The 25,389-nt window shown below is 71.8% G+C and carries 26 protein-coding genes and 1 pseudogene; 10 read left to right on the top strand and 17 right to left on the bottom strand.

Features of this window, described 5'->3' with window-relative positions:
* Nucleotides 1–7: 7 nt before the first annotated feature.
* On the bottom strand, nt 8–682 hold the full coding sequence (locus ACFY4B_RS33115) for a response regulator transcription factor (RefSeq protein WP_030058577.1): 675 nt from the start codon (nt 680–682) through the stop codon (nt 8–10).
* Nucleotides 683–1,012: 330 nt separating this feature from the next.
* Between ACFY4B_RS33115 and ACFY4B_RS33120 the strand changes: the two genes are divergently transcribed.
* From ACFY4B_RS33120 to ACFY4B_RS33130, 3 genes are all read left to right on the top strand, one after another.
* Complete coding sequence (locus tag ACFY4B_RS33120; RefSeq protein ID WP_117488113.1) at nt 1,013–2,536, top strand: peptide MFS transporter; 1,524 nt, start codon at nt 1,013–1,015, stop codon at nt 2,534–2,536.
* Nucleotides 2,537–2,645: 109 nt separating this feature from the next.
* Nucleotides 2,646–4,673, top strand: coding sequence for a prolyl oligopeptidase family serine peptidase (locus ACFY4B_RS33125; RefSeq protein ID WP_387974195.1), 2,028 nt, complete (start codon nt 2,646–2,648; stop codon nt 4,671–4,673).
* Between the two features lie 66 nt (nt 4,674–4,739).
* Nucleotides 4,740–5,255: a DUF6879 family protein gene (locus tag ACFY4B_RS33130; RefSeq protein WP_049650025.1), complete on the top strand. Its 516-nt coding sequence runs from the start codon at nt 4,740–4,742 to the stop codon at nt 5,253–5,255.
* A 150-nt stretch (nt 5,256–5,405) separates the two neighbouring features.
* Here ACFY4B_RS33130 and ACFY4B_RS33135 read toward each other — a convergent pair whose 3' ends face one another.
* Complete coding sequence (locus ACFY4B_RS33135; RefSeq protein WP_387974198.1) at nt 5,406–5,660, bottom strand: hypothetical protein; 255 nt, start codon at nt 5,658–5,660, stop codon at nt 5,406–5,408.
* Complete coding sequence (locus tag ACFY4B_RS33140) at nt 5,657–6,022, bottom strand: ATP-binding protein (RefSeq protein WP_387974201.1); 366 nt, start codon at nt 6,020–6,022, stop codon at nt 5,657–5,659. Before ACFY4B_RS33140 ends, ACFY4B_RS33135 begins: the two co-directional genes overlap by 4 nt.
* Nucleotides 6,023–6,304: 282 nt before the next feature.
* Between ACFY4B_RS33140 and ACFY4B_RS33145 the strand changes: the two genes are divergently transcribed.
* The 3 genes from ACFY4B_RS33145 to ACFY4B_RS33155 all read left to right on the top strand — a co-directional run bounded on the left by ACFY4B_RS33145 (nt 6,305) and on the right by ACFY4B_RS33155 (nt 7,625).
* On the top strand, nt 6,305–7,168 hold the full coding sequence (locus ACFY4B_RS33145; RefSeq protein ID WP_387974204.1) for a helix-turn-helix domain-containing protein: 864 nt from the start codon (nt 6,305–6,307) through the stop codon (nt 7,166–7,168).
* Complete coding sequence (locus ACFY4B_RS33150; RefSeq protein ID WP_117488124.1) at nt 7,161–7,361, top strand: DUF397 domain-containing protein; 201 nt, start codon at nt 7,161–7,163, stop codon at nt 7,359–7,361. Before ACFY4B_RS33145 ends, ACFY4B_RS33150 begins: the two co-directional genes overlap by 8 nt.
* Before the next feature lie 63 nt (nt 7,362–7,424).
* A complete protein-coding gene (locus tag ACFY4B_RS33155) occupies nt 7,425–7,625 on the top strand; it encodes a DUF397 domain-containing protein (RefSeq protein WP_387974207.1) in 201 nt (66 codons plus the stop codon).
* Nucleotides 7,626–7,955: 330 nt separating this feature from the next.
* Here the strand turns inward: ACFY4B_RS33155 and ACFY4B_RS33160 are convergent, their stop codons facing one another.
* The 5 genes from ACFY4B_RS33160 to ACFY4B_RS33180 form a co-directional block, all read right to left on the bottom strand.
* Nucleotides 7,956–8,909: a hypothetical protein gene (locus ACFY4B_RS33160; RefSeq protein WP_387974210.1), complete on the bottom strand. Its 954-nt coding sequence runs from the start codon at nt 8,907–8,909 to the stop codon at nt 7,956–7,958.
* A 77-nt stretch (nt 8,910–8,986) separates the two neighbouring features.
* Complete coding sequence (locus ACFY4B_RS33165) at nt 8,987–9,439, bottom strand: NUDIX domain-containing protein (RefSeq protein ID WP_117488127.1); 453 nt, start codon at nt 9,437–9,439, stop codon at nt 8,987–8,989.
* 210 nt (nt 9,440–9,649) lie between these two features.
* Nucleotides 9,650–10,489, bottom strand: coding sequence for a helix-turn-helix transcriptional regulator (locus ACFY4B_RS33170; protein ID WP_117488129.1), 840 nt, complete (start codon nt 10,487–10,489; stop codon nt 9,650–9,652).
* Nucleotides 10,480–11,004 (bottom strand): DUF6879 family protein, encoded by a 525-nt coding sequence (locus ACFY4B_RS33175; protein ID WP_387974213.1) that lies wholly within the window; start codon nt 11,002–11,004, stop codon nt 10,480–10,482. The genes ACFY4B_RS33170 and ACFY4B_RS33175 overlap by 10 nt, the downstream gene beginning before the upstream one ends.
* Nucleotides 10,988–11,185, bottom strand: a complete 198-nt coding sequence (locus tag ACFY4B_RS33180) for a hypothetical protein (RefSeq protein WP_387974216.1) — start codon at nt 11,183–11,185, stop codon at nt 10,988–10,990. The genes ACFY4B_RS33175 and ACFY4B_RS33180 overlap by 17 nt, the downstream gene beginning before the upstream one ends.
* Nucleotides 11,186–11,320: 135 nt before the next feature.
* Between ACFY4B_RS33180 and ACFY4B_RS33185 the strand changes: the two genes are divergently transcribed.
* Entirely contained in the window at nt 11,321–11,476 is a 156-nt protein-coding gene (locus ACFY4B_RS33185; protein ID WP_387974218.1) for a hypothetical protein, read from the top strand.
* A gap of 54 nt (nt 11,477–11,530) precedes the next feature.
* Here the strand turns inward: ACFY4B_RS33185 and hutI are convergent, their stop codons facing one another.
* The 4 genes from hutI to hutU are packed head-to-tail and all read right to left on the bottom strand — an operon-like array spanning nt 11,531 to nt 16,969.
* The gene (gene hutI / locus ACFY4B_RS33190) at nt 11,531–12,706 is read right to left on the bottom strand and encodes an imidazolonepropionase (RefSeq protein ID WP_387974221.1); all 1,176 of its coding nucleotides are present in this window, start codon (nt 12,704–12,706) and stop codon (nt 11,531–11,533) included.
* Nucleotides 12,707–12,738: 32 nt separating this feature from the next.
* Entirely contained in the window at nt 12,739–14,106 is a 1,368-nt protein-coding gene (locus ACFY4B_RS33195; protein WP_387974224.1) for a formimidoylglutamate deiminase, read from the bottom strand.
* Complete coding sequence (locus ACFY4B_RS33200) at nt 14,097–15,278, bottom strand: allantoate amidohydrolase (RefSeq protein WP_387974261.1); 1,182 nt, start codon at nt 15,276–15,278, stop codon at nt 14,097–14,099. Before ACFY4B_RS33200 ends, ACFY4B_RS33195 begins: the two co-directional genes overlap by 10 nt.
* Nucleotides 15,279–15,298: 20 nt before the next feature.
* Nucleotides 15,299–16,969 carry a urocanate hydratase gene (gene hutU / locus ACFY4B_RS33205; protein ID WP_387830538.1) on the bottom strand — a complete coding sequence of 557 codons (1,671 nt, stop codon included), beginning with the start codon at nt 16,967–16,969 and terminating at the stop codon, nt 15,299–15,301.
* A 182-nt stretch (nt 16,970–17,151) separates the two neighbouring features.
* Here hutU and ACFY4B_RS33210 point away from each other — a divergent pair, with 182 nt between their 5' ends.
* The gene (locus ACFY4B_RS33210; RefSeq protein WP_049650037.1) at nt 17,152–17,724 is read left to right on the top strand and encodes a Uma2 family endonuclease; all 573 of its coding nucleotides are present in this window, start codon (nt 17,152–17,154) and stop codon (nt 17,722–17,724) included.
* A 5-nt stretch (nt 17,725–17,729) separates the two neighbouring features.
* Here ACFY4B_RS33210 and ACFY4B_RS33215 read toward each other — a convergent pair whose 3' ends face one another.
* Nucleotides 17,730–18,050, bottom strand: a complete 321-nt coding sequence (locus tag ACFY4B_RS33215; protein ID WP_387974227.1) for a hypothetical protein — start codon at nt 18,048–18,050, stop codon at nt 17,730–17,732.
* 69 nt (nt 18,051–18,119) lie between these two features.
* On the bottom strand, nt 18,120–18,989 hold the full coding sequence (locus ACFY4B_RS33220; protein ID WP_074003893.1) for a MurR/RpiR family transcriptional regulator: 870 nt from the start codon (nt 18,987–18,989) through the stop codon (nt 18,120–18,122).
* A gap of 299 nt (nt 18,990–19,288) precedes the next feature.
* Here ACFY4B_RS33220 and ACFY4B_RS33225 point away from each other — a divergent pair, with 299 nt between their 5' ends.
* Entirely contained in the window at nt 19,289–19,714 is a 426-nt protein-coding gene (locus ACFY4B_RS33225) for a hypothetical protein (RefSeq protein WP_049650040.1), read from the top strand.
* A gap of 46 nt (nt 19,715–19,760) precedes the next feature.
* Here the strand turns inward: ACFY4B_RS33225 and hutH are convergent, their stop codons facing one another.
* Nucleotides 19,761–21,338 carry a histidine ammonia-lyase gene (gene hutH, locus ACFY4B_RS33230; protein ID WP_107418822.1) on the bottom strand — a complete coding sequence of 526 codons (1,578 nt, stop codon included), beginning with the start codon at nt 21,336–21,338 and terminating at the stop codon, nt 19,761–19,763.
* Between the two features lie 132 nt (nt 21,339–21,470).
* Nucleotides 21,471–22,640 (bottom strand): macrolide family glycosyltransferase, encoded by a 1,170-nt coding sequence (locus ACFY4B_RS33235; protein ID WP_387974264.1) that lies wholly within the window; start codon nt 22,638–22,640, stop codon nt 21,471–21,473.
* A 128-nt stretch (nt 22,641–22,768) separates the two neighbouring features.
* On the opposite strand from ACFY4B_RS33235, the gene ACFY4B_RS33240 reads away from it, so the two are divergent.
* Complete coding sequence (locus ACFY4B_RS33240; RefSeq protein WP_380740740.1) at nt 22,769–23,389, top strand: TetR/AcrR family transcriptional regulator; 621 nt, start codon at nt 22,769–22,771, stop codon at nt 23,387–23,389.
* 623 nt (nt 23,390–24,012) lie between these two features.
* Here the strand turns inward: ACFY4B_RS33240 and ACFY4B_RS33245 are convergent.
* Nucleotides 24,013–25,239, bottom strand: a pseudogene (locus ACFY4B_RS33245) (diguanylate cyclase domain-containing protein); the annotation flags it as partial.
* Nucleotides 25,240–25,389 lie beyond the last annotated feature (150 nt).

A 25,389-nucleotide genomic window follows, 5' to 3' on the forward strand; every position in this document is an offset into this window, starting at 1 on the left:
GTCAGGGTCAATTCTTCTCGAACCGGAACCCCACGCCGCGCACGGTGGCGATGTAGCGCGGGTTGGCCGCGTCGTCGCCGAGCTTCTTGCGGAGCCAGGAGATGTGCATGTCCAGGGTCTTGGTGGAGGTCCACCACGTGGTGTCCCAGACCTGCCGCATGATCTCCTCGCGGGTGACCACCCGGCCGGCGTCCCGGACCAGGACGCGCAGCAGCTCGAACTCCTTGGCGGAGAGGGTGAGCTCCTCGTCGCCGAGCCAGGCGCGGTGGGACTCGATGTCGATCTTCACCCCGTGCGCGCCGGTGGTGAGCTGGTCGACGTTGCCGCGCCGGAGCAGGGCCCGGACGCGGGCGAGCAGTTCGGCCAGGCGGAAGGGCTTGGTGACGTAGTCGTCGGCACCGGCGTCCAGGCCGACCACGGTGTCCACCTCGTCCGCGCGGGCGGTGAGCACCAGGACGGGGCAGCTCTTGCCGTCGGCACGCAGGCGGCGGCAGACCTCCAGGCCGTCCATCTCGGGCAGGCCGAGGTCCAGGACGACGAGGTCGACCTCCTCGGTGAGGCCGGCGGCGAGTGCGGTCGGACCGTCCTCGCGGACGAGCACCTCATAGCCCTCGCGTCGCAGGGCCCGGGCGAGCGGTTCGGAGATCGCCGGATCGTCCTCGGCGAGCAGCACACAGGTCATGTGGTGATGGTAGTCCGCCGGGGTATCCCCGTACGCCCTGTGAGGTAGTTCACAGAGCGTGATCGTTATACAAGGCCGCAATCGGGCTCAACAGGGCGCAACAGACCGGCCCTTCGGTGAAGAATCGCCTGTTGGATCTTGAAACCGAAGGAAGACACGCCCATCTACCATCGATAGATCGGGCAGATTTGTCGCCAACTTTGCCATTCACATACCTGATTCAAGACTTTTGTCATCTGATAGAGCCAAATGTCGCCACGTAGAGTGGTTTGGTCCACGTCCGCCGCCCACCCCCCTACGCGGACGCTGTCAGGCAAGGAACCACTACTCATGGCGTCTAAGACCCTGGACACCGACGCGACGTCGGCATCTCCCAGCGGCAAGACCTTCCTCGGGCATCCCCGAGGTCTCGCCACGCTGTTCATGACCGAGATGTGGGAGCGCTTCTCCTACTACGGCATGCGCGCCCTGCTCATCTACTACCTGGTCTCCGGTGGCGCCGACGCCGCCGTCGGCAGCCAGGGCGGCGGCCTCGCCATGAAGGCGACGACGGCGACGGCGATCTACTCCGTCTACGTCTCGATGGTCTACCTCATGGCCTACCCGGGCGGCTGGTTCGGCGACCGGGTCTGGGGCGCCCGCAAGACCGTCGCCATCGCCGGGTTCGTGATCATGTCCGGCCACATCGCGCTGGCCGTCCCGGGCCAGGCGGCGTTCTTCCTCGGCCTGCTCCTGGTCGCGCTCGGTTCCGGGCTGCTGAAGGCCAACATCTCCACGATGGTCGGCCAGCTCTACAACGGCCCCGAGGACCCGCGCCGCGACGGTGGGTTCACCGTCTTCTACATGAGCATCAACCTCGGTGCCTTCGTCGCCCCGTTCGTCATCGGGACGATCGGCAAGGAGTACAACTGGCACCTGGGCTTCGGTCTGGCCGCGATCGGCATGGCCCTCGGCCTGACCCAGTTCCTGCTCGGCAGCCGCCACCTGAACCCGGTGAGCAGCGAGGTCCCCAACCCGCTGCTGCCCGAGGAGCGCAAGCGCCTGCTGAAGAAGGCCGGCCTGACGGTGCTCGGCGTCGCCGCCTTCTACGGCGTCGTGGCCGGCCTGGGCGTCTACACGCTGAACTGGGCCCTCGTCCCGCTGACCATCGCCGGTCTGCTGATCCCGATCACCGTGCTGACCCGGATCAAGCGCGACAAGGACCTGACCGCCGACGAACAGTCCAAGATGTCCGCGTACATCTGGTTCTTCGCCGCGGCCGCGATCTTCTGGATGATCTACGACCAGGGCGGGTCGACGCTCTCCCTGTTCGCGGACAAGAAGACCGCGGACTCCCTGTTCGGCCTCGGCTTCTCGGCCACCTGGTACCAGTCGCTGAACCCGCTGTTCGTGATGGCGTTCGCGCCGGTCTTCGCCTGGCTGTGGCTCTGGCTGTCCCGCCGGGACAAGGAGCCGAACACCATCGTGAAGTTCTCGATCGGCCTGCTCCTGGTCGGCGTCTCGTTCTTCGTCTTCATCATCCCGATGACCATGGCGGACAACGGCACCCTGGTCTCCCCGCTCTGGCTCGTCTCGATCTACCTGATCCAGACCATCGGTGAGCTCTGCCTCTCCCCGGTCGGCCTCTCGGTCACCACCAAGATGGCACCGCGCAAGTACGCCTCCCAGATGATGGGCGTCTGGTTCCTCGCCGTCACCGCCGGTGACTGCACCACCAGCCTGCTCTCGCTGGCCGGCGTCAGCCTCAACGGCACCGGGATCATCGCGATGCAGGCGTCGCTCGCGGCCCTCGCCGGGTTCGCCATCTTCACCTACCGCAAGAAGGTCCAGGCCCTCATGGGCGACGTGCACTGACGCCCGTCCCCGCCCGCTCCGGGGCCGCCGTGGATTCCAGGATCCGCGGCGGCCCCGAGTGCTTTTCCCGCTCGACAGGAGCCCGTCGGCCGTGCCTATGGTGCCCGGCATGACGACCCCCTCCTTACCCCGCCAGCTGGCCCGCACCCGGCGCTTCACCCTGGGCGTCCCCACCCGGCCCGAGCCCTCGGCGGACGGCGCCACCGTGCTCTTCCTGCGCGGCCGCTCCGGCACCGACCCGCTCGCCTGCCTCTGGGCCCTGGACACCGCCACCGGCCAGGAACGGCTGCTCGCCGACCCGGCCGCGCTGGGCGCCGACGAGGGCATCGCCGCGTACAGCACCGACGCCGCCGGCACGCTCGCCGCCTTCGCCCTGGACGGCGCCCTGTGGCTGGCCGACACCGCCGCCGGCACCGTCCGCGCCGTCCCCGTCCCCGGCCCGCCGCAGGACCCCAGGCTCGACCCGACCGGGCGCCGGATCGCCTACGTCCGCGGCGGCGCCCTGCGGGTGGTCGGCGTCGACGGCACCGACGACCGCCCGCTCGCCGAACCCGAGGCCGAGGACGTCTCCTACGGGCTCGCCGAGTACGTCGCCGCCGAGGAGATGCACCGCGACCGCGGCCACTGGTGGTCCCCCGACGGCACCGCGCTGCTGGTCGCCCGGGTCGACGACCGCCCGCTCGCCCGGCTCTTCCCGGCCGACCCCTCCGACCCGCACCGCCCGCCGCGCGCCGTCCGCTACCCGCTCGCCGGCACCGCCAACGCCGAGGTCACCCTGCGGCTGCTCGGCCTCGACGGCAGCGACACCGAGGTCCGCTGGGACCGCACCGCCTTCGAGTACCTGACCGCCGCCGGCTGGGACGGCCACGGCCCGTACGCCGCCGTACAGAGCCGCGACCAGCGCACCGTCCTTGTGGTGGCCGTCGAGCCGGACGGCACCATCCGGCCGCTCGCCGAGCGCCGGGACGCCCACTGGGTCGAGCTGCTGCCCGGCCTGCCCGCCCGCACCGCGGCCGGCGCCCTGGTGGACACCGCCGACCTCGGCGACACCCGGCACCTGACCGTCGACGGCGAACCGGTCACCCCGCCCGGGCTCCAGCTGCGCGCGGTGCTCGGCACGGAGGGCGAGCAGGTGCTGTTCACCGCCTCCGAGGAGCCCACCGAGACCCACCTCTGGACGTACGGACCGGACGGCGGCATCCGTCGGCTGAGCGACGGCCCCGGGCTGCACACCGGCGTGCGGCGCGGCGGCACGCTGGTGCTCACCACCCGGACCCCGGGACACCCCGGCGGCTTCACAACCGCTCTGCGGGAGGGCTCGGCACCCCGCCCGCTCACCTCGTACGCCGAGCCGCCCGTCGTCACTGCCGCGCCCGAGCTGCTCAGGCTCGGCCCACACGCCCTGCGCGCCACGCTCTTCCTCCCCGCCGGCCACCGCCCCGGGGACGGCCCGCTGCCCGTCCTGCTCGACCCGTACGCCGGGCCCGCGATGCAGAAGGCCACCACCGGCGGCTTCTGGTGGGACCAGGTCTCGCAGTGGTTCGCCGACCAGGGCTTCGCGGTGCTCGTGGTGGACGGCCGGGGCACCCCCGGCCGCGGGCCCCGGTGGGAGAAGGCCGTGTACGGCGACAAGGCGACGCTCCCGCTGGCGGACCAGGTCGAGGGCCTGCGGGCGGCCGCCCGGCTGCGGCCCGGGCTGCTCGACCTCGACCGGGTCGGCATCCGCGGCTGGTCCTACGGCGGCTACCTCGCCGCCCTCGCCGTACTGAGGCGCCCGGACGTCTTCCACGCCGCCTCCGCCGGAGCCGCCCCCACCGACTGGCGGTTCTACGACACCCACTGGCAGGAGCGCTTCCTCGGCCACCCCGACGAGCATCCCGAGCACTACGACAGCGGCTCGCTGATCGCCCTGGCGCCGGAGCTCCGCCGTCCGCTGCTGCTGATCCAGGGCCTCGCGGACGACAACGTCTACCCCGCCCACACCCTGCGGCTGTCCGCCGCCCTCCTCGCCGCCGGCCGCCCGCACGAGGTCCTCCCCCTACGCGCCACCGGCCACCGGCCCACCGACGAGGCGGTGGTGGAAAACCTGCTGCACCACGAACTGCACTTCCTGCGCCGCTCGTTGGGAATGAAGTGATCAGCACCGCGCCACCGAACGCCTGCCCAGCGAACGGGCCGGTGCCCATGATCAGGGAGGCATGTGATGCCATCGAGCGTGCCCGGCTTCGCTGAGCTGCTTGAGCAGTGCCAGCGGTCCGCCGTCCATCTGGAGCTGCGGGACTCGTACGCCCCGACGGATCGGTTCGAGGCCTGGCAGCGCGGTGAGCGGATCAACTGGGAGGACCAGGCGTCCTGGTGGCATCCCTATGACCAGTTGATCACGGACGCCGTGGCGCGGGGCGTGGTCATTCGCCGAGCCCGGGTGGTCTCCGAGCCCGTGTCCGAGTACATCCGGTGGGAGCACTACGTCACCCACGCCAACGTCACGGCCGGCGAGCAGGTCCGCTGGCTGCCACGGCGGCAGGCCACGAGCATCCCCCTGCCCGGGAACGACTTCTGGCTGTTCGACGGTGCGCTGCTTCGAGTGCACCACTTCTCCGGGGACGGCGCCGTGGTCGAGGACGAGATCACGACAGAGCCGGACGCCGTGACGCTGTGCACCACCGCGTTCGAAGCAGTCTGGGAGCGAGCGCTCCCGCACCATCTGTACGAGATCTGACGAAGACCGGCTCCATGCCCGCGAGGCCCTCGCCCTGGGTGGGCGAGGGCCTTCGCGTGTTTCAGTACTGCTCGTCGCGCGCCTCGGGGCGGGGCATCCTGAGGGTCGCGAGGACGCCGAGGGCGAGGAGGCCTGCGCCGACGAAGAACCTCACGGCTGCCCTCCCTCGTCGTCATCGTCCAGTTCGCGGAGCAGGCGGAGGAGGTTGAGCAGAGTGCTCACCGGAGCGTTCCCGAAGTCGATCAGGATGCGCCCGTCGATGGTGGTCTCGCCCGGCGAGGCGGACCCCCAGAGGAGCCCGTGCGGCAGGCCGCGCCTGTGCAACTCGCCCAGAAGGGCCACGAGGTGGGGTTTGGTGTAGCCACGCATCCGGGGGTCCTCCGGCCGGACGGGGTAGCCGGTCACGCGCGGCAGTCCAGCTCGTACCAGATGGATTTGCCGCGCTTCTGCGGGTCGACGCCCCAGCGGTGGGTGAGGCCCTCCACGAGTTGGAGGCCCCGGCCGGACTCGGCGGAGTCGGCGGGGGTTCGCCGCCAGGGGAGGGCGTCGCTCTCGTCGGAGACGGTGACCCGGAGGGTGCGGCCGAGGACGGAGAACCAGACGACGGGCGCGGGGGTGTCGCCGTGCCGCCAGGCGTTGACGACGAGCTCCATCAGGGCGAGTTCGGCGTTGAAGATGCTGTCGGCGTCCCAGCCGCCGCTACGGGTCATCGCGTCCCGCAGGGCCTGGCGGGAGAGGGTGAGCGAGGGGGTGTTACGGGTGCACACGGGAACCTCCGTGAGGCTGTGGTGTGGGGAGGGGGATGACGGTCGTCGCCGTGAGCCAGGCCGGGGCGGCGGTTGCTCTTCGGTGTGCGGGCAGCAGGCGCCTACTGCCGTGGATACAGGCATTGCTGACGATCCGTCGGATCGAGCTGTGAACGACGATAGCGCATCGGAGCTTAAGGTTAATCTCGATGCGCGGAGGTTCCCTCGATCGAGTAGCACCCCAGATGGCCACCCCCGCTCGCGGCACGGCAGACTGGCGCCGGCACCAGCAGAGAGGACGCCATGGCCAACCGCCAGAACCCGACCCTTCGCCAGCGTCGACTCGGCGCCGAGCTGCGGAGGATGCGAGAGCAGGCCGGCTTCGCAGGCAGCCACCTCGCCCGCTTGCTCGGTGTGACTCCAGCTCTGGTGACGCAGATGGAGAACGGGAAGTCCGCCGTCAGCGTGGAGCGCCTGCACGAGATCGCGGAGGCTTGCATGTGTGCCAACGCGCCCTTGGTCGACGCGCTCGCAGGGATGGCTGGGGAGCGAGATCGGGCCTGGTGGGATGAGTATCGCAACACCCTCACAGCCGCCCCCATTGATGTGGCGGAAATGGAGGGGCATGCGAAGAGGCTCAAGAGCTTCAACATCGGCTTCATCCCGGGGCTGCTTCAGACGATCCCCTATGCCGCCGCCGTGTTCGCGACAGGTTTCATTCCTCTCCCCGGTCGCGAGGTCGATCGCAGGGTGGGGTTCCGCCTGCGGAGGCAGCGAACTATTCGATCCGGTGAAACGCCGTACGTTGCGCTGGTCCACGAGGCAGCGCTGCGGATTCAGTACGGCGGCCCCGCAGTACTCAGGGAACAGCTTGGCTCCCTCGTCGAAGACTCCGAGCTTCCGGGAGTCTCGCTGCGAGTCGTACCGTTCGATACGGCCGACTTCCCCGGCCCCAGTGAGAACCTGGTCTACGCGGCGGGGCCAGTGCCGGAGCTGGATACGGTCCAGGCCGACTCGTCCCACGGCTCCCATGTCTTCGACTCACCCGCCCAGCTGGCGGGCTACCGCGCAATCTTTGAGCGCATCGAAGCCGTCGCGCTCCCGGAGAGCGAGTCGCGAGATTACATTCGCTCGATCATGAAGGAACTGAACGACAGGTATGAATAGCTCCGAGTGGCAGAAATCCAGCTTCAGCGAAGCGTCCAGCAACTGCGTCGAGGTGCGCGCACGTGAAGGGCTGGTCGAACTCCGGGAGTCCGACGACGCACACGTCATCGTCTGCACCACGTCCCTCAAGTTCGCCATGTTCCTCCAGGGCGCCAAGGCCGGCGAGTTCGACCACCTCACCACCAACCCCTGAGCGAATCGTTCCGGCGGCCTCCTGCTCCCCCGCAAGAGGCCGCCGGTGGCTAGCCTGGGCCTCATGACCAGCCCTGCATGGCAGAAGTCCAGTTACTCCGGCTCCAGCAACGCATGCGTTGAGGTCCGGGCTGCCGACGGGGTAGTTGAACTCCGGGAGTCCGATGAGGGAGACGTCATCGTCCGCACCGCGTCCCTCAAGTTCGCCACGTTCCTCCAGGGCGCCAAGGCCGGCGAGTTCGACCACCTCACCGCCACCCCCTGAGCAGCACGTCGCCCCGTCGAGCACCGGCTCGACGGGGCGACGCGAACCCACCGCTCAGACCTCCCGCCCGCCCGCCCGCCCGCCAGACCGCCGCCGTCAGCGGCACGCCCGGCCGGTAGGCCAGGTGGACGTGCGACGGCGCGTCCAGCACGGCTGTTCTCGTAGTCGAAGCGATGGTCGCTTGCAGCCGCAGGAAGTCGGCCCACCCGACCTCCTGCGCGAGGCGAACGGTTCGGTCCGGTTGTGGGCGGGCCCACCCCAGCGGACCTGCCGGTCGTGCTTGCCGGCCGACTCGAAGAGTCAGGGCACGAGACTGCTGAGCACGAAGGATCAGGCACGACTTGCCGTGGTCGTCCATTCATCGGGGTCAGGCCCCGAGTAGGCAGACGAGCGGAAGGTGCGACGGAAAGCCTCGGGGCCGTGCCGCTGATCGAGCCAGCTCGAAAGGCCGAACAGATTGCCGCTGATCACCGCCGCGATGATCAGCGCATGCAGCGTGTCCGCCTCCGGGCCGCCCATGTCGGCGAGGAAGCGCTGGTAGCGAGCGCCGACGCCGTGCTCATATCCGGCCATGGCCAGGTGGAAGCGGGTGGCGACACCAGGCTCTGCGTGGTCGAAATCGCTCGGCTCCAGCCGTCCCGTGGTGTCGCGGAACGCCAGGCGATCGGCTGCCGCGATGCGTTCGGCCAGGCCGAGACGGTCGGCCACCGCAGCGGAGATCATCCGGGCCTCCCGATCCGTGGCCCCCTCCATCACGATGTCGAGATTCCGCGTCGACGAAGCATCGCTCCTGTCCTGGGACGAGTACGTCCGGCCGTGCTGGTCGCGGCGGTTGATGCCGTAACGGCTCCGGATCACTTGCTCGCCTTGGAGCCGGTACTCCCGGAACGACCCCCAGTGCAGGCAGTCGTGCGCGTAGCTACGGAGGAGGTCGAGCGCCACCAGTTCCGGTGCCGCCGGTCGGGGATCGTTCAGCCGCCCGTACCTCGTGACCACGGACGCCAGTTGCACATGCCGGTACCCCTGGTTCGGATGGTGGAAGCCGCCGAACGCGTCGGGCCGGGTCGAGCGCACCCCCACCCACACCCGGTCAGTCGGCAGCAGTCGACTCAGCCCCAATTCCCCGTAGCGGTCGGCCAGAAGGGCAGCACCCTGTCGAAAGACTTCGCGGGCCGGCTCGTCGGACGATGTGTCGACCACCCAGTGCAACAGTGAGAACGTGATGTGCGGATGGGCCCGGTCGAGCGATGCCGTCGCCCGTCGCGCGGCCAGCAGGTGAGCCAACTCGGCCCGCTCGGCGGGGTCTCCGGACAGGTGCTCGTTCGGCGCCAGGCAGGAGGGGGTGAGTGATCGACCAAGGGTCAGTACGGCCGACGACTGATCAGTCGCCGATGTGATTCCTGCACTCCCCCGGGGAGTTCGTCCGGCGAGAACCATCGAGCCTCCAGGATCTCGAACGAAGCCGCCCTGACCTGCCCAGTGACGTACAGGGCCTCGTAGGCGACTTCGACACGCAGTTTGTAGCCGCTCTTCAGGTGCGCCAGCTCGCACACCTTCACCGTGAGTCCGGTTTCCTCCCGGACCTCACGCACGATCGTGTCCTCGAAGCTCTCGCCCTTGTCGGCGTAGCCGGTCGGCAGACCCCACTGCCGGCCCTCCGGCCACATCCGGTGCTTCAGCAGCAGCACACGGCCGTCCTGGTCGCGGACGATGCCCGTCACCCCGACCATGAACTTCGAGTGCCACAGCCACAGCACGCGCCACTGCATCGGGCCGCGGATGATCCGCCAGAGCTTCGCAGCGATCTTCTTCATGGGTTCGCCCTTTCGTTGACGGGGCCCGCGCGCCGCTCGCGCGGGCCCACGATCCCGCAACCGGCACCGCCGACACCAAATCCGCGATTATCAGACCGATCGGGATGATGTCAGCGGAGACGCTGGTACCGCACGGGAGAGCAGCCGCAAGGCGAGGAGTCCACAGTAAGGGGACCGAAAGGGGAGGAAGGCGATTATTCCCGTGCTCGACTAAAGACCGCCGAGGAAGAGGGCCGACCACTCAGCCAGCTTCTCTCGGGCTTCCTCACCGAACAGTGCATAACCTTCGTACATGGCGAACGCGTCCCGGTACGCCTTGATGTCCCGCCGGTCCCGGAGCGTGATGATTCCGGTCTCCGTCTCGACCGTGGCAAGGCTGCTGTCGTACACCGTGAAGGTGTTCAGCGGGCTCTCCGGGATGTGCTTCCCGAGTGGAATCACGCCGAGCCGGACGTTCGGGAGCCTGGAAACGGAGACGAGTCGTTCGATCTGCATGACCATGGCCCGAGGCGGCAGGAGCGCCCACCGGGCAGCCTGCTCGGTGAGTACGAAGGTGAAGGCCTTCGACTCGTCGTACAGGACGGTCTGGCGCTCCAGTTTCTTCATGGCGGCCCTGCTGGTGTCTCCCGGCACATGGGCGAGGCTCGCCCGCACGTACTCGGGCGAGGCGAGCAGCGTGTTGAGCATCGAGATCAGGAAGTAGCGGATCTCGCTGGAGGACTGGTCGAGCGCCGCGAGCTCGGCTTGCTTCCTCTCCAGGCCCTTCTTCCTCAGAGCGCGGATGTCCTGCCACTCGGTATTCGCCACACGGGCCAGGTCGAACACCTGTCGCGCCAACTCGGCCGGCACTTCGAGGGCCCGCAGGATCAGCTCCACGTCCACCAGGGACGGCACGGTCCTGCCTGTTTCGATCTTGCTGATCTTCGACTGCGTCATGCCACAACGCCGAGCAAGCCGGTCTCCTGCGAGACCGGCTTGAACCCGTAGTTCCCTCAAGGCCTTTGCCAGGTCACTTCTACTGTGCCCCAGCTCTTCCGGGTCTATTGCCACCCGTGCTCTTCCACATAGTCCACGAAGGGCACCGACTCGGCCACAGCGATCCGCCGCCATTCCCGGTACTTCTCGACGTCGTCCTCGACAAGCACGCGGTTGATCTGCGTTCCGTCGGGCTCGTAGTTCATCAGGACCACGGTCGAATCGTCGAAGGCCCAGAAGTCCTGAGCCGGAAGGCCCGGGTTCGGCCTGTCGGTCAGGTCGAGAATGTAGATGTCCTCACCGGCCCTGGCATGCGGTGCGTAGTACATGAACTCGTACCGCAGGTAGTCACTCAGCGGCCGGGTAACGATGTGCACGCGCTGAACCGTGCGACCGGCCGCGGTATGAGCCCTGAGCTTGTCAGTCCAGCCGGACGTGTAGGTACCGGGGTCGATCCGGTACCCGTTCAGGAACTCCTCGATCTCTTCCGCCTCCCCCGCGACCTTGTAAGCGGGCAGGGTCTCAAGCCGGAACGCCGACCGCGAGAAACCGTGCAGAAGCCTCTGCCAGTCCTCACCATCCAAGAACACGAATGGCCTCCTTCACGACATGCTCGGGCAGCTCCACGACGCCTTCGTGTACCGGCACCGCCAGCTCCGCGTACTGGTTCCCCTGGAAGACGAGGGTGCCCCGGTCGGTGAGGTAGACGTTCGGGCAGTCTCCCTCCTTGCAGTCTCCGACGCCGACACCCGTGAGCCGCTGGTGAGCCATGCCAACCCCCTTCAGCTCGGCCCGGATTGGACCGCCTGGGCGAGACGCTATGGACTGGCCGCGTGTCCTGTCCACACGGTTCGGGCAGTATTCCCGTCCTGGACTAATGATCACGGCCTGCCCGGAAGCGCTGCCGTGTCCCGGCCGAGGAACCCGCCCGCCCTGGCGACCGCGGACGGACACGTCGGCACGTGTACCGGCCCCTGCCACGTGATCGCCCGTTCGGACCGCGAAGTCCGTAAGGCCCCCGCCAAGGCCGGCGAGTTCGACCACCTCACCGTCACCCCCTGAACAGCACGTCGCCCCGTCGAGCAGCTGCTCGACGGGGCGACGCGAACCCACCGTTCAGACCTCGCGGACGCCCGCGCGCCAGACCGCCGCCGTCAGGGGGACACCCGGGCGGTAGGCCAGGTGCACATGCGACGGCGCTTCCAGCAGCAGCAGGTCGGCGCGGGCGCCGACCGTGACGGTGCCGACGTCGCTGCGCCGCAGGGCGCGGGCGCCGCCCGCGGTGGCCGCCCAGACCGCCTCGTCCGGGGTCATGCCCATCTCGCGCACCGCCACGGCAATACAGAACGCCATCGAACTGGTGAAGCTGGAACCGGGGTTGCAGTCCGTGGACAGCGCCACCACCGCGCCCGCGTCCAGCAGCCGGCGCCCGCTCGGGTACTCGGCCCGCGTCGAGAACTCCGCCCCCGGCAGCAGCGTCGCGACCGTCGCCGACCCCGCCAGCGCCGCCACGTCCTCGTCCGTCAGGTGGGTGCAGTGGTCCGCCGAGGCGGCCCCCAGCTCCACCGCCAGCTGCACGCCCGGCCCGTAGGTGAGCTGGTTGGCGTGCACGCGCGGCGTGAGGCCCTTCTCGATCCCCGCCGTCAGGACAGCCCGCGCCTGGTCCCCGTCGAAGGCGCCCTTCTCGCAGAACACGTCCACCCAACGGGCGTGCGGGGCACAGGCGTCCAGCATCTCGCCGGTCACCAGCTCCACGTACCCGGCCGGGTCCTCCGCGTACTCGGGCGCCACCACGTGCGCGCCCAGGTACGTCGTCTCCGGGGTGTACCCGGCGGCGATCCGCAGCGCCCGGGCCTCGTCCTCGACCGTCAGCCCGTAGCCGGACTTGCACTCGATGGTGGTGGTGCCCTGCCGCACCGCCTCCCGGACGAACCGGGCCAGGTTGGCCTCCAGTTCGGCATCCGAAGCGGCCCGCGTGGCCGCCACCGTGGTCCGGATGCCGCCCGCCGAGTACGCCTGCCCGGACATCCGGGCGTTGAACTCGGCCGTACGGTCCCCCGCGAACACCAGGTGGGCGTGCGAGTCGACGAAGCCGGGCAGCAGCGCCCGGCCCCCGGCGTCGAAGCGCTCGTCCGCCGCCGGGGCCTGCGCGGCCGGGCCGACCCAGGCGACGGTGCCGCCGTCGACCACCACGGCCGCGTCGGTGAGCAGGCCGAGCGGCCCGGCGCCCTGCCCGGGGTCGTTGGTGACCAGGCTGCCGATGCCCGTGATCAGGGTGGTCGTGGTGCTCAAGACAACGCCTTCCGAAGGGGGTTGAACGGGGGTCAGTAGTCCAGCGCGCCGATCGCGGAGCGCAGCGCACCCGGCACGTCGGCCACCAGCAGGTGCACGCCGTCCCGCACGACGTGCCGGCCGCCGACCACCAGGTGCCGCACGTCCGCCGCCGAGGCCGCGAAGACGGCGATCTCGGCGCCCAGCCGGGGCGGCGGGCCCGCCGTACGGACGGTGTCCAGCGCGATCACCGTGAAGTCGGCGAGCGCCCCGGCCTCGATCCGTCCGGCCTCCGGCCAGCCGAGCGAGGCGTGCCCGTCCTCGGTGCCGGCCCGCAGCAGCGCGTTCGCCGTCCAGTGGCCGCGCGTCCGCGTCCGCAGCCGCTCGTCCAGCTCCAGCGCGCGGGCCTCCTCGAACGGGTCGATCACCGCGTGGCTGTCGCTGCCCAGGGTGATCGGGGAGCCCGCCGAGGCGAGCCGGCGGGCCGGGCCGATGCCGTCCGCGAGGTCCCGCTCGGTGGTGGGGCACATGCAGACCGTGGTGGAGGAGTCGGTGAGGAGCCTGACGTCCTCGTCGGTCAGGTGGGTGGCGTGCACGGCCGAGGTGCGCGGGCCGAGCACGCCGTGGTCGGCGAGCAGCCGGGTCGGGGTGACGCCGTGCGCGGCCAGGCAGGCGTCGTTCTCGGCGGTCTGCTCGGACAGGTGGACGTGCAGCGGCGCCCCGCGCAGCGCCGACCAGTGCGCGACGGTGTCCAGTTGCTCGGCCGGGACGGCCCGCACCGAGTGGACGGCGGCGCCGATCCGGGCGTGCTCGCGCGGCTTGAGCGCGTCCGCCCGGGCGGCCCAGGCCTCGGCGTCGCCGTCGCTGAACCGCAGCTGCGGGTGGGTCGGCTCGGCGCCGAAACCGGAGGACAGGTAGCAGGTGTCCAGCAGGGTGATCCGGATGCCGGCCCGGGCGGCGGCCTCGATCAGCGCCTCGCCCATCGCGTTCGGGTCGGTGTACCGGGCGCCGCCGGGCGCGTGGTGCAGGTAGTGGAACTCGCCAACCGCCGTGACACCGGCCAGCGCCATCTCGGCGTAGACGGCGGTGGCGAGCGCCAGGTAGCGGTCCGGGTCCAGCGCGCCGGCGAACCGGTACATGGTGTCGCGCCAGGTCCAGAAGGTGCCGGAGCCGACCTGGACGTGCCCGCGCAGCGCCCGGTGGAAGGCGTGCGAGTGGGCGTTCGCCTGGCCGGGCAGCAGCAGCCCGTCGAGCCGGACGGCGCCGGGCGGGCAGGGGCCGCTGTCCGGGACGACGGCGGCGATCGTCCCGCCGGGGCCGGTGGTGATCAGCACGTCCCGCTCGACCACCGGCCCGTTGTCGTGCGGCAGCCAGGCGTACTCGGCCCAGTACGCCACGGGGCTCGACGGGGTCAATGACACGCCAGGTCCTCCAGTACGTCGGCGAGGGCGGCGACCCCGGCCAGGCAGTCGGCCTGCTCGGCGTGCTCGGCCGGGGAGTGGGAGACGCCGGTGGGGTTGCGCACGAACAGCATGGCGGTCGGGATCGCCGAAGCCAGGATGCCGGCGTCGTGTCCCGCGCCGGTGGGCAGCACCGGGGCGTCCAGCAGCTTGGCCAGCCGGTCGCGCAGCGGCCCGTCGAAGTCCACCACCGGGGTGTAGGACTCGCGGGTCAGCTCGACCCGGACGCCGTCGCGCTCGCCGCGCTCGGCGGCGGCCCGCTCGATCGCCTCGACCAGCTCGGTGAGGGTGCGCTCGTCGGCCGCCCGGGAGTCCAGCCAGCCGCGCACCAGCGAGGCGATCGCGTTGGTGCCGTTGGGCTCGACCGCGACCTTGCCGAAGGTGGCCCGCGCGCCCGCCTGCTTCGCCTTCTTGCGGGCCGCCAGCACGGTGTTGGCGTAGGTCAGCATCGGGTCGCGGCGGTCCTCGATCCGGGTGGTGCCGGCGTGGTTGGCCTCGCCGTGGAAGTCGAACCGCCAGCGGCCGTGCGGCCAGATCGCCCCGGCCACACCGACCGGCTGCCCCTCGGCGAGGCAGCGGCCCTGCTCGACGTGCAGCTCGACGAAGGCGCCGATCCGGGCCAGCCGGTCCTCGTCCGCGCCGATCGCGGTGGGGTCGTAGCCGGCCTTCTCCATCGCGTCGGGCAGCCGGACGCCGTCGGCGTCGCGCAGCCCGTACGCCTGCTCCGGGGAGAGCACCCCGGCGGTCAGCCGGGAGCCGATGCAGGCCACGCCGAACCGGGCGCCCTCCTCGTCGCCGAAGTTGACGATCGCCAGGGGCCGGGTGAACTCCGCGCCGCGGGAGCGCAGTTCGTCCAGCGCGGCGAAGGAGGAGACCACGCCGAGCGGGCCGTCGAAGGCGCCGCCGTCCGGGACGGAGTCCAGGTGCGAGCCGGTGACGACCGCGCCGCCGGCGGTCGGATCGCCCAGCCAGGCCCACTGGTTGCCGTTGCGGTCCAGCTCGTACGCCAGGCCGCGGCCGCGGGCCTGCTGCTCGAACCAGGCGCGGCACTCGGCGTCGGCGGAGTTCCAGGCGAAGCGGCGGTAGCCGCCGGAGGCGGCGGAGCGGCCCACGGGGAGCAGCTCCGCCCACATCTCTTCGAACGACGGAAGCGTCACAGCTCGCCCATCGGGACGCGGACACCGCGCTCGGCGGCGACCTCGGTGGCCCGGTCGTAGCCGGCGTCCACGTGCCGGATGACGCCCATGCCCGGGTCGTTGGTGAGCACCCGGCGGATCTTCTCCCCGGCCAGCGCGGTGCCGTCGGCGACGGTGACCTGGCCGGCGTGGATCGAGCGGCCGATGCCGACGCCGCCGCCGTGGTGGATGGAGACCCAGGAGGCGCCGGAGGCGACGTTGACCATGGCGTTGAGCAGCGGCCAGTCGGCGATCGCGTCGGAGCCGTCCAGCATCGCCTCGGTCTCCCGGTACGGGGAGGCCACCGAGCCGCAGTCCAGGTGGTCGCGGCCGATCACGATCGGGGCGGACAGCTCACCGGAGGCGACCATGTCGTTGAAGCGCTCGCCGGCCTTGTCGCGCTCGCCGTAGCCGAGCCAGCAGATGCGCGCCGGCAGGCCCTGGAAGTGCACCTTCTCCTGGGCCAGCTTGATCCAGCGGGCCAGCGACTCGTTCTCCGGGAAGAGGTCGAGGACGGCCTTGTCGGTCTTGTGGATGTCCTGCGGGTCGCCGGACAGCGCCGCCCAGCGGAACGGGCCCTTGCCCTCGCAGAACAGCGGGCGGATGTACGCCGGGACGAAGCCGGGGAAGGCGAACGCGCGGTCGTACCCGGCCAGTTGGGCCTCGCCGCGGATCGAGTTGCCGTAGTCGAAGACCTCGGCGCCGCGGTCCAGGAAGCCGACCATCGCCTCGACGTGCGCGGCCATCGACTCGCGGGCGCGCTGGGTGAACTCGGCGGGCTTGGCGGCCGCGTAGTCCGCCATGTCCTCGAAGGCGACGCCGACCGGCAGGTAGGCCAGCGGGTCGTGGGCGCTGGTCTGGTCGGTGACGATGTCGATCGGCGCGTCCATCGCGAGCAGCTGCGGGACCAGCTCGGCGGCGTTGCCCAGCACGCCGATGGAGAGCGGCTGCCTCTTGTCGCGGGCGGCGGTGGCCAGCTCCAGCGCGTGGGAGAGGTCCTTGGCCTCGACGTCCAGGTAGCGGTGCTCGATCCGGCGGGCGATCCGGGACGGGTCGCAGTCGATACAGATCGCCACGCCGCCGTTCATGGTGACGGCCAGCGGCTGGGCGCCGCCCATCCCGCCGAGCCCGGCGGTGAGGGTGATGGTGCCCTCCAGCGAACCGTTGTAGCGCTTGCCGGCGACGGCCGCGAAGGTCTCGTAGGTGCCCTGGAGGATGCCCTGGGTGCCGATGTAGATCCACGAGCCGGCGGTCATCTGCCCGTACATGGTGAGCCCGAGGCTCTCCAGCCGGCGGAACTCCTCCCAGTTGGCCCAGTCGCCGACCAGGTTGGAGTTGGCGATCAGCACCCGCGGCGCCCACTCGTGGGTCTGCATCACGCCGACCGGCCGCCCGGACTGGACCAGCATGGTCTCGTCCTGCTTCAGCCCCTCCAGCGTCCGCACCATGGCGTCGAAGGACCGCCAGTCCCGCGCCGCCTTGCCCGTCCCGCCGTACACCACCAGCTTCGACGGGTGCTCGGCCACCTCCGGGTCGAGGTTGTTCATCAGCATCCGCAGGGCGGCCTCCTGCTGCCACCCCTGCGCCGTCAGCCCCGTCCCCCGCGCCGCGCGCACCTCTCGCGGCCCGCTCGCCTGCTGCTGCACCATAGTCACGGCCTCCCTGCGGATGGATTCATTCAAGCTATGTTCGATTGAATATAACTAAACAGTCGGCTTTCGACCAGACCCCGAAGGCATCCGATCAGCCCCGGCACCGGCCCACTTGGCGCGCTAGCCTGAACCCGGCGGACACCAGCCACTCGGCCCAGCACCAGAGAGCGGAGGACACGATGACGGCCATCACCGTGCGGCCCGGCAGACTCCGGGATGCGGCGGAGGAGATCGAGGAGAGCACGGGACTTCGCGTCCAGATCATCGGAGGAACCCTGGTGATGTCCCCGACGCCTCGCGGCAAGCACGCGGGAACCGTGCAGGTTCTACGGGACCAGCTCATCCCCAAGCTGCCCAAGGACCTGCGCGTCTACGAGAACTCGTCGATCTGCATGCCGGACAACGAGGACGACTACGCCACTCCCGACCTGGTCGTTTTCCCGAAGGACTGGGGCGACGACGACGAATGGCTGGCGGACCCGGGTGACGTCGCCTTCGCCCTGGAGGTGATCTCCACCTCCGAGCGGATCAGCGGCATCGCCGCCAAGACCGAGTGGTACGCCATCGCGGGTGTGGCCGTCCTGGTCGCCGCCGACCCTCGCGACGGCACCTGGACGCTCTACACGCATCCACGCGACGGCGAGTACCAGGGCGTGCTTCACGGCAAGTACGGCGAGCCCATTCCACTCACCGACCCGTTGCCCGCAGAACTGCAGACCGACGAGCTTCCGATCTACACCCCTCGTCGCTGACCTCTTCAGGCCGCCGCGCCGCCGTCCCAGTCGATGCCGATCTCGGCGAGCCAGCGGCGGTCGTCGGCGTCGGGGGTGGGCGGGGAGGGCGGGCGGGGGATGTTCTGGACGGGGCCGAGGCCGTACTTCTCGGCGGCCGCGGCGGTGCGGGCGTCGGGTTCGATGACGCCGACGTGGACGGCGGACTCGTCGCCCGGGTCGAGGACGGTCAGTTCGGGTTCGGGCAGGCGCCGCAGGGTGACGCGGCGTCCGCAGGTGGGGCAGGACCATTCGTCGGCACCCGAGGAGAGGCGGGCGACGAACTTCATCTCGTGGATCACGCGCATGGGCGGCACCCCCTGCAGGGGGGATGCCCGGGTTCGTGGCGGCTACTCCCCCGCCGCCGCGGGCCGCGGTTATTCCAGGAAGAGTCCGCGCGCCGCCGCCGACTGCTCGATCGCCTCCAACCGGGCCTCCGCGCCCGGGAGTTCGTCGCACATGGACTGCAGCAGCACCCGGCCGAGCATCATCGGCGCGCACGCGGTGTCGAAGACCAGCCCGGTGCCGACGGCGGCCGGCAGCATCAGGTCGGACAGCTTGGCGACCGGCGCGAAGGCGCTGTCGGCGACGGTCAGCACCGTCAGCCCGCACTCGCGGGCCACCGTCAGCGCGTCCATCAGCTCCCGCGGGTAGCGCGGCAGGGCGAAGCAGAGCAGCGCGCTGGCACCGGCCGCCCGGGCCTGCTCCAGCCGGTCGGCGAGCATGCTGCCGCCCTCGTCCAGCAGCCGGATGTCCGGGTGCACCTTGGACGCGAAGTAGGCGAAGCCGCGCGCCTGCGCCGAGGCGGCCCGCAGGCCGAGCACCGGCAGCGGGCGGGAGGCGGCGAGCAGCCGGGCGGCCCGGATGATCGGCTCCGGGTCGGCGAGGAGTTCGGCGAGGTGGCGCAGGTGGGCGATCTCGGCGAGGACGGCCTGCTGGTGCTCGTTGCGCACCGCGTCGTCCGGGGTCTCCGGCGCGGCCGGTTCGCCGCCGCCGAGTTCGCGCAGCTGTTTGCGCAGCGCCGGGTAGCCGTCGTAGCCGAGCGCGACCGCGAAGCGGGTGACGGACGGCTGGCTGACGCCCGCGAGTTCGGCGACCTCCACGCTGGACAGGAACGGCGCCTCGGTGGCGTGCCGCACCAGCGAGTGGGCGATCCGGCGCTGGGTCGGCGTCAGCCGGTGCCCCTCGAAGAGCTGGAGCAGCCGGGCGGAGGGGCCGACGCTGCCGGCCTCGTCGGTGGCGGTCATCAGCGGTACCTCCGGGTGCGTGCGGTTCGGACGACGACTGTGCAGGAGCGGGCGGCGCCTGGCAAAGACGTCTCGTACGGCGGGACGTCCGGTGGGACGCCCCGCGGGTCGGACGGCCCGGCGGTGGTCCGGGCCGGGTGGGCCGGGGTCGGACAGACCCGGGCCGGGGTCGGACAGACCTGAGCCGGGATCGGACAAACCCGGGCCGGGGCGGGGCAACCCTGATTTCTCCCTGAGCCCGCCCGGATTCCTCCCGCGAACGGATGGACCGGACGCCCCCGCGGCCCCACTCTGGTCCTATGGACACTCGTCAGGACGAACTGCGGCGCGACCTCGACGCCACCCTCCAGGCCCGCAAGGAGCTCGGCAAGGAGTACGAGGACGAACTCGTCGACTCCTTCATGAGGCGGCTCGACGCCCGTCTGGACGCCCGGGTCGAGCGCTCGGTGGCCAAGCGGCTGGACGACGAGCCGCGCTCCGAGCACCGGGGCCACCCCCGCCGTTCGGGCTTCGGCAAGCGCTCCAACACCGGGCTCGCGGTGACCTCGCTGGTCATCGGCGTCCCGCTGACGGCGATCGCGGGCAGTCCGGAGAGCGGCGGCTTCGCCGGCCTGGTGGTCTGCTGGGCGGGCATCGTCGGGGTCAACCTGGCCGCCGCCCTGGGCGAGCTGCGCAACCGCGGGGGCCGCGGGGAGCGCTCGCCGCGGAGCGACGACTGGGACTGAGTCCCCGTCACCCCGCGGCGGCGCCATCGGCCCGGTCGGACGGACGTCAGGCCAGCGGACCGGTGACCCGCTCGACCGCGCGCACCAGCTCGCCGGAGGCGACCAGTTCGGCGGCGGCCTCCAGGTCCGGCGAGAGGAAGCGGTCGCGGCCGGCGCCGCCGACCCCCGCCTCGCGGGCGGCGGCCAGCGCGGCCGCGGTGGCCGGGGCGAGCCCGCCGGCCCCGTCGGCCTGCCGGCGGATCTCCAGCGCGCGGGCGGAGGCGGTCAGTTCGACGGCCAGGATGCGGCCGAGGTTGGCCACCGCCTGGCGCAGCTTGCGCGCGGCCGACCAGCCCATCGACACGTGGTCCTCCTGCATCGCGGAGGACGGGATCGAGTCGACCGAGGCCGGGACGGCGAGCCGCTTGTTCTCGCTGACCAGCGCCGCCTGGGTGTACTGGGCGATCATCAGGCCGGAGTCCACGCCCGGGTCGTCGGCCAGGAAGGCCGGCAGGCCGTGCGAGCGGGCCTTGTCGAGCAGCCGGTCGGTGCGGCGCTCGGAGATCGAGCCGAGGTCGGCGGCGGCGATGGCGAGGAAGTCCAGCACGTACGCGACCGGGGCGCCGTGGAAGTTGCCGTTGGACTCCACCCGGCCGTCCGGCAGCACCACCGGGTTGTCGACCGAGGCGGCCAGCTCGCGCGCGGCGACCAGCTGGGCGTGCGCCAGGGTGTCCCGGCCGGCGCCGGCCACCTGCGGGGCGCAGCGGATCGAGTAGGCGTCCTGGACCCGCGGGGCGTCGTCCTGGTGGTGGCCGGTGAGGCCGGAGTCCTTGAGGACGGCGAGCATGTTGGCGGCGCTCAGCGCCTGGCCCGGGTGCGGGCGGATCGGGGCGTGCAGCTCGGGGGCGAGCACCTTGTCGGTGCCGAGCAGCGCCTCCAGGCTCATCGCGGCGGTGATGTCGGCGGTGGTGAACAGCCGCTGGAGGTCGGCGATGGCCATCACCAGCATGCCGAGCATGCCGTCGGTGCCGTTGATGAGGGCGAGGCCCTCCTTCTCCAGCAGCTCGACGGGCTCGATGCCGGCGGCGGCGAGCAGCTCGGCGGCGGGCTTCTCCACGCCGTCCGGGCCGGTGGCGGTGCCCTCGCCCATCAGGACCAGCGCGCAGTGCGAGAGCGGCGCGAGGTCGCCGGAGCAGCCGAGCGAGCCGAACTCCCGCACCACCGGGGTGATGCCCGCGTTGAGCAGGGCGGCCATGGTCTGCGCGACCAGCGGCCGGACGCCGGTACGGCCGGAGGCCAGCGTCTTCATCCGCAGGAACACCAGCGCGCGGACCACCTCGCGCTCGACCGCCGGCCCCATGCCGGCGGCGTGCGAGCGCACCAGCGACCGCTGCAGCTGGGCGCGCAGCTCGGGGCTGATGTGGCGCACGGCGAGCGCGCCGAAGCCGGTCGACACGCCGTAGACGGGGCGCGGCTCGGCCGCGAGGGCGTCGATCCGCGCACGGGCGGCCGCCATCTCGGCCAGCGCGTCGGGACCGATCTCGACCCGGGCGTTCCCCCGGGCGACGGCCAGGACGTCCTCGGCACCGACGTCGGCCTTGCCGACCAGGACCAGCGGAGCGTCGGGGGCCACAGCACTGTGCATATCCATATACACCATCTCATCAGGTGAATGAAGATATGACAACAGGTGCTCGCCATCCGGATTCTCCGCCCTCCGGATCGGCGCCGCACACCGCGGCCCCCGACCGCCCCCCGCATCACGGCACGGGCGGCGTCACGACACGCGCAGCTCGGCCTCGATCAGGTCCGCGGCCCGGGCGGTGCCGCCCTCGGCCCGGCCGGCGGCGGACAGCTCGGCCAGCCGCTCGGCCACCGCCGGGTCGCCGGTCAGCTCCAGCAGGGCGGCGCGCAGCGCCTCCGCGGTGGCCTGCTCGGTGTCCAGCCGGCGGGCGACGCCGAGGCCGACCAGGGCGTCCGCGTTGGCGAACTGGTCGGCGGCCTGCGGCACCGCGATCATCGGCACGGCGTGGAACAGCCCCTCGCTGGAGCCGCCCATGCCCGCGTGGGTGACGAAGGCGTCCGCCTGGGAGAGCACCGACAGCTGGGGCACCCACCGGTGCACCTCGACGGTGTCCGGCACCTCGCCGAGCTCGGCCAGGTCGGTGTGCTTGCCGACCTGGAGCACGGTGTGCCAGCCCGGCAGGTCGCCGAAGGCCTCCACGCAGGCCCGGTAGAAGGCGGGCTGGTGGGTGAAGGCCGAGCCGAGCGAGACCAGCAGCACCTTCTCGGCGCCTTCCGGCCGCTGCCACTCGCCCTGGTGGGCGCGGTCGCCGAAACAGGGCCCGACGAAGCTGATCCGCTGCTCGTCGACCCGGTCGACGTTGGGCTGGAGGGCGCGCGGGACGAGCGCGACGCACCGCTCGGGGCGGTTCTTGAAGCCCTCCACGTCGCGCTGCACCGCGCCCGCCTCGGCCAGCCAGTCGGCGTACCGGCGGTAGTGCTCGGGGCCGCCCGGGCCGTTGCGCATCGGCTCGAACATCGCCGCGAGGTCCTCCTCGAAGCCCTCCCAGCCGACGAAGGCGGGCGACAGCTGCACCACCGGCACGCCCAGCCGCTCGCCGAGCGCCCGCCCGGCGAAGCCGCCGATGTCGTAGAGCACCAGGTCGGGGCGGTCGTCCTCGAAGGCCTCCAGCAGGACGGGCCACATCGACAGCGTGTCGTCCAGGAACACCTCCTGGATCGCCACCAGGTCCGACGGCCAGCCGGCCGGGTCGTCGGTGAGCGGCAGCTTGGTCGGGTACGGGACGAAGCTCGCGCCGGTGGACTCGACGACCTCCCGGAAGGAGGGGTCGTTGACGTAGCTGACCCGGTGGCCCCGGGCGACCAGCTCGGTGATCACCGCGAGACTGGGGTTGACATGCCCATGAGCGGGAATGGAGACCATCAGGATGTGTGCAGGGGGGCGGTTCACGGGCACCTCCGGGGAACGGGGGATGAGACGAGACGATCCGTCTCGCGATGGCATGGGAAGACAATACGTCTCGTCTCGTTGTTTCGCATAGAATTTTTTCCATGGCCTCCAGAACAGCTCCCGACCCCGCCCGACGCAGCGAGCGCGCGCACTCCGCCGTCCTCGCCGCCACCACCGAACTCGTCGCCGAGATCGGCTACGGCAGGCTGACCATCGAGGCGATCGCCGCCCGGGCCGGCGTCGGCAAGCAGACCATCTACCGGTGGTGGCCCTCCAAGGGCGCCGTGGTCTTCGACGCCTTCCTCGCCGCCGGCGAGCACGAGGGCGGCATCGCGCTCCCCGACACCGGCGACCTCGCCGCCGACCTCCGCGCCGTCCTGCGCCCCACCAGCGACGAGCTGGCCGACCCGGACACCGACCGCACCTACCGGGCGATCATGGCGGAGATCCTCAACGACCCGGCACTGCAGGCCGAGCACCGCACCCGCCTGCTGGACCCCCTGCTGGCCGTCACCCGCGACCGCCTCCGCAGCGCCCGCGAGGCCGGCCAGATCGCCCCCGACACCGACCTCGACCTGGCCGTCGAAATCGTCTACGGCCCGCTCTACTACCGCTGGCAGTACCGGCTCGGCCCGCTCACCCACGAGCACGCCGACCGCCTGGTCGACGCCGCCCTGCGGGCCCTCAACCCGCCGTCCGCCGGCGGCGGTTCCGGCGCCTGAACCAGCGGACGGCCACCACCGCGGCCGGTCCCTCAGACCACCGGCGGCGAGGCCGGCCCCGCCAGGGCGACCGAGACCAGGGCGCGCATGGCGGAGGCGGCCTGCCCCAGCGGCAGCGTCGCGTCGTCGGCGAAGAGCTCCACCAGCCAGCCGCCGGCCGGGTTCTGGCCGCCCGCGGCCACCATGCCCCGGTAGCCGGAGACGACGAGCATGGCCTCCTCCGCCGGGTCGTTGCCGGCCGCGCCCGCCCGCAGCGCGAAGGAGCCGCCGCGGACGGCGCGGCGGGTCATCGGGTAGTGCCGGAGGTCGAAGACCGCGTCGGGGGCCTCGATCTGGGCCCGCTGGGTCTCCGCGCGGACGCTGCTGGGGCCGCTGGTCATCCGGTAGACGGCGTGCTGGGCGGTGCGCATGAGGTGGGAGCCGGGCGGGACGTACGAGACCCACCAGCCGACGGCGTCCAGCAGCCGGGCGGAGGCCTCGGCGACGACGACCAGCTTGCCGAGGGTGTCCGCGGGGTGGACGGCCCGGGCCGTGGCGGCCTGGTCGAGGGAGGCGAGCACGGCGGTGAGCAGCTGCCCGGGGTCGGCGCTGTGGGCGGCGCCGCGGAACCGCCGCCGGTCGCCCGCCCCGGCCCGGCCGTTCGGCCCGCGCCGCCCGTCCGCCCGGTGGTGCGGGTCGGCGGCGTCGGCGAGCAGCACGGTGGGGTCGGGCGAGAAGCCGGGGCCGTGGCTGCGCCCGGCGACGACGGGGTGGGCGGCCCGGGCGGCCTTGGCCCGGTACTGGGCGGCGTCGGCGAGCCGGAACAGCCGGTCGGGGGTGGTGACGGGCCCGATCGAGTCCCCGGTGGAGGCGACCCCGCAGGCCACGCCCTCGCCCTCGGAGAGCGCGAGCGCCCGGGCGCACAGCTCCTCGGCGACGGAGACCACCTCGTCGGCCTTCTGCCCCTCCACGAGCAGGCAGAACTCGTCGCCGCCGAGCCGGGCGGCGAGGCTGCCGGGGAGCTTGGCGGCGGCCAGCGAGAGCTGGTGGGCGAACCGCTCCAGCAGCCGGTCGCCCATCTCGTGGCCGAGCTGGTCGTTGACCCGCTTCAGCCCGTTGACGTCGCAGACCACCAGGGAGACCACGGTGTTGTCCCGGTTGTGCGCCTCCAGCGCGCTCTCCAGCCGGGCGTCGACGGCGCGCCGGTTGGCCAGGCCGGTGAGCGGGTCGGAGAAGGCGAGCCTGCGCAGGTCGGCGAGGCGCTCGGTCTGCGCCAGCCCGGCGGAGACCTGGGCGGCGAGCAGGGTCGCGTAGTCGGCGTCGGCCTCGGTGAACTCGGGCATCCCGGCCGACCGGGCGAGGTACAGCTCGCCCCAGGCCTGGCCGTGCAGCACGACCGGCGCGACCACGCAGCAGGCCCGCCCGCGCCGGCGCAGCGCCGCGGCGCGCTCCTGGCAGTACGCGCCGGCCGTCGGGTGGGCGTGCCCGGCGTGCTGCACGCTGTTCTCGGCGCTCTGCAGCCAGGCGCGCGGCAGCCGCCCGGTGGTCCAGCGCTCCTCCAGGTACGTGACGATCTCGGGGAAGTCGGCGACCGGGTACGACTCGTCCTCGGGCAGCTCCTCCTCGCCCGGGGCGAGGTCGCCGTGGTTGACCAGCACCCGCAGCCGGCCGGACTCGCGGTCCCAGACGGAGACGGCGGCCATGGTGGCGCCGAGCGCCTCGGTGGCCCGGGCGGCGGCGGCCCGGACGGCCTCCAGCGGGGTGAGCGCGGCGGCCATGTCCTGGGCCAGCTCGACCACGGACTGCAGCCTCAGGTCGGGCAGCGGGTCGGAGTGCCGCGAGCCGCCGCAGTCGCAGTCGCGGTCCGTCATGATCGCCTCGCTGCTCACCGGCTCGCCTCGCTCCCTGTGCTCGGTCCTGCCGGACCCCCGTCGGCCGGCCGCACCCGACCGGCCGCTTGCACCAAGACTAGGGCGGTTTCGTTCGCTTATGCCCCGTTTGCCCGGGTGGACCCGCAGCAG

Source organism: Kitasatospora sp. NPDC001261 (assembly GCF_042896795.1).
In the GTDB taxonomy this organism is placed as follows: domain Bacteria; phylum Actinomycetota; class Actinomycetes; order Streptomycetales; family Streptomycetaceae; genus Kitasatospora.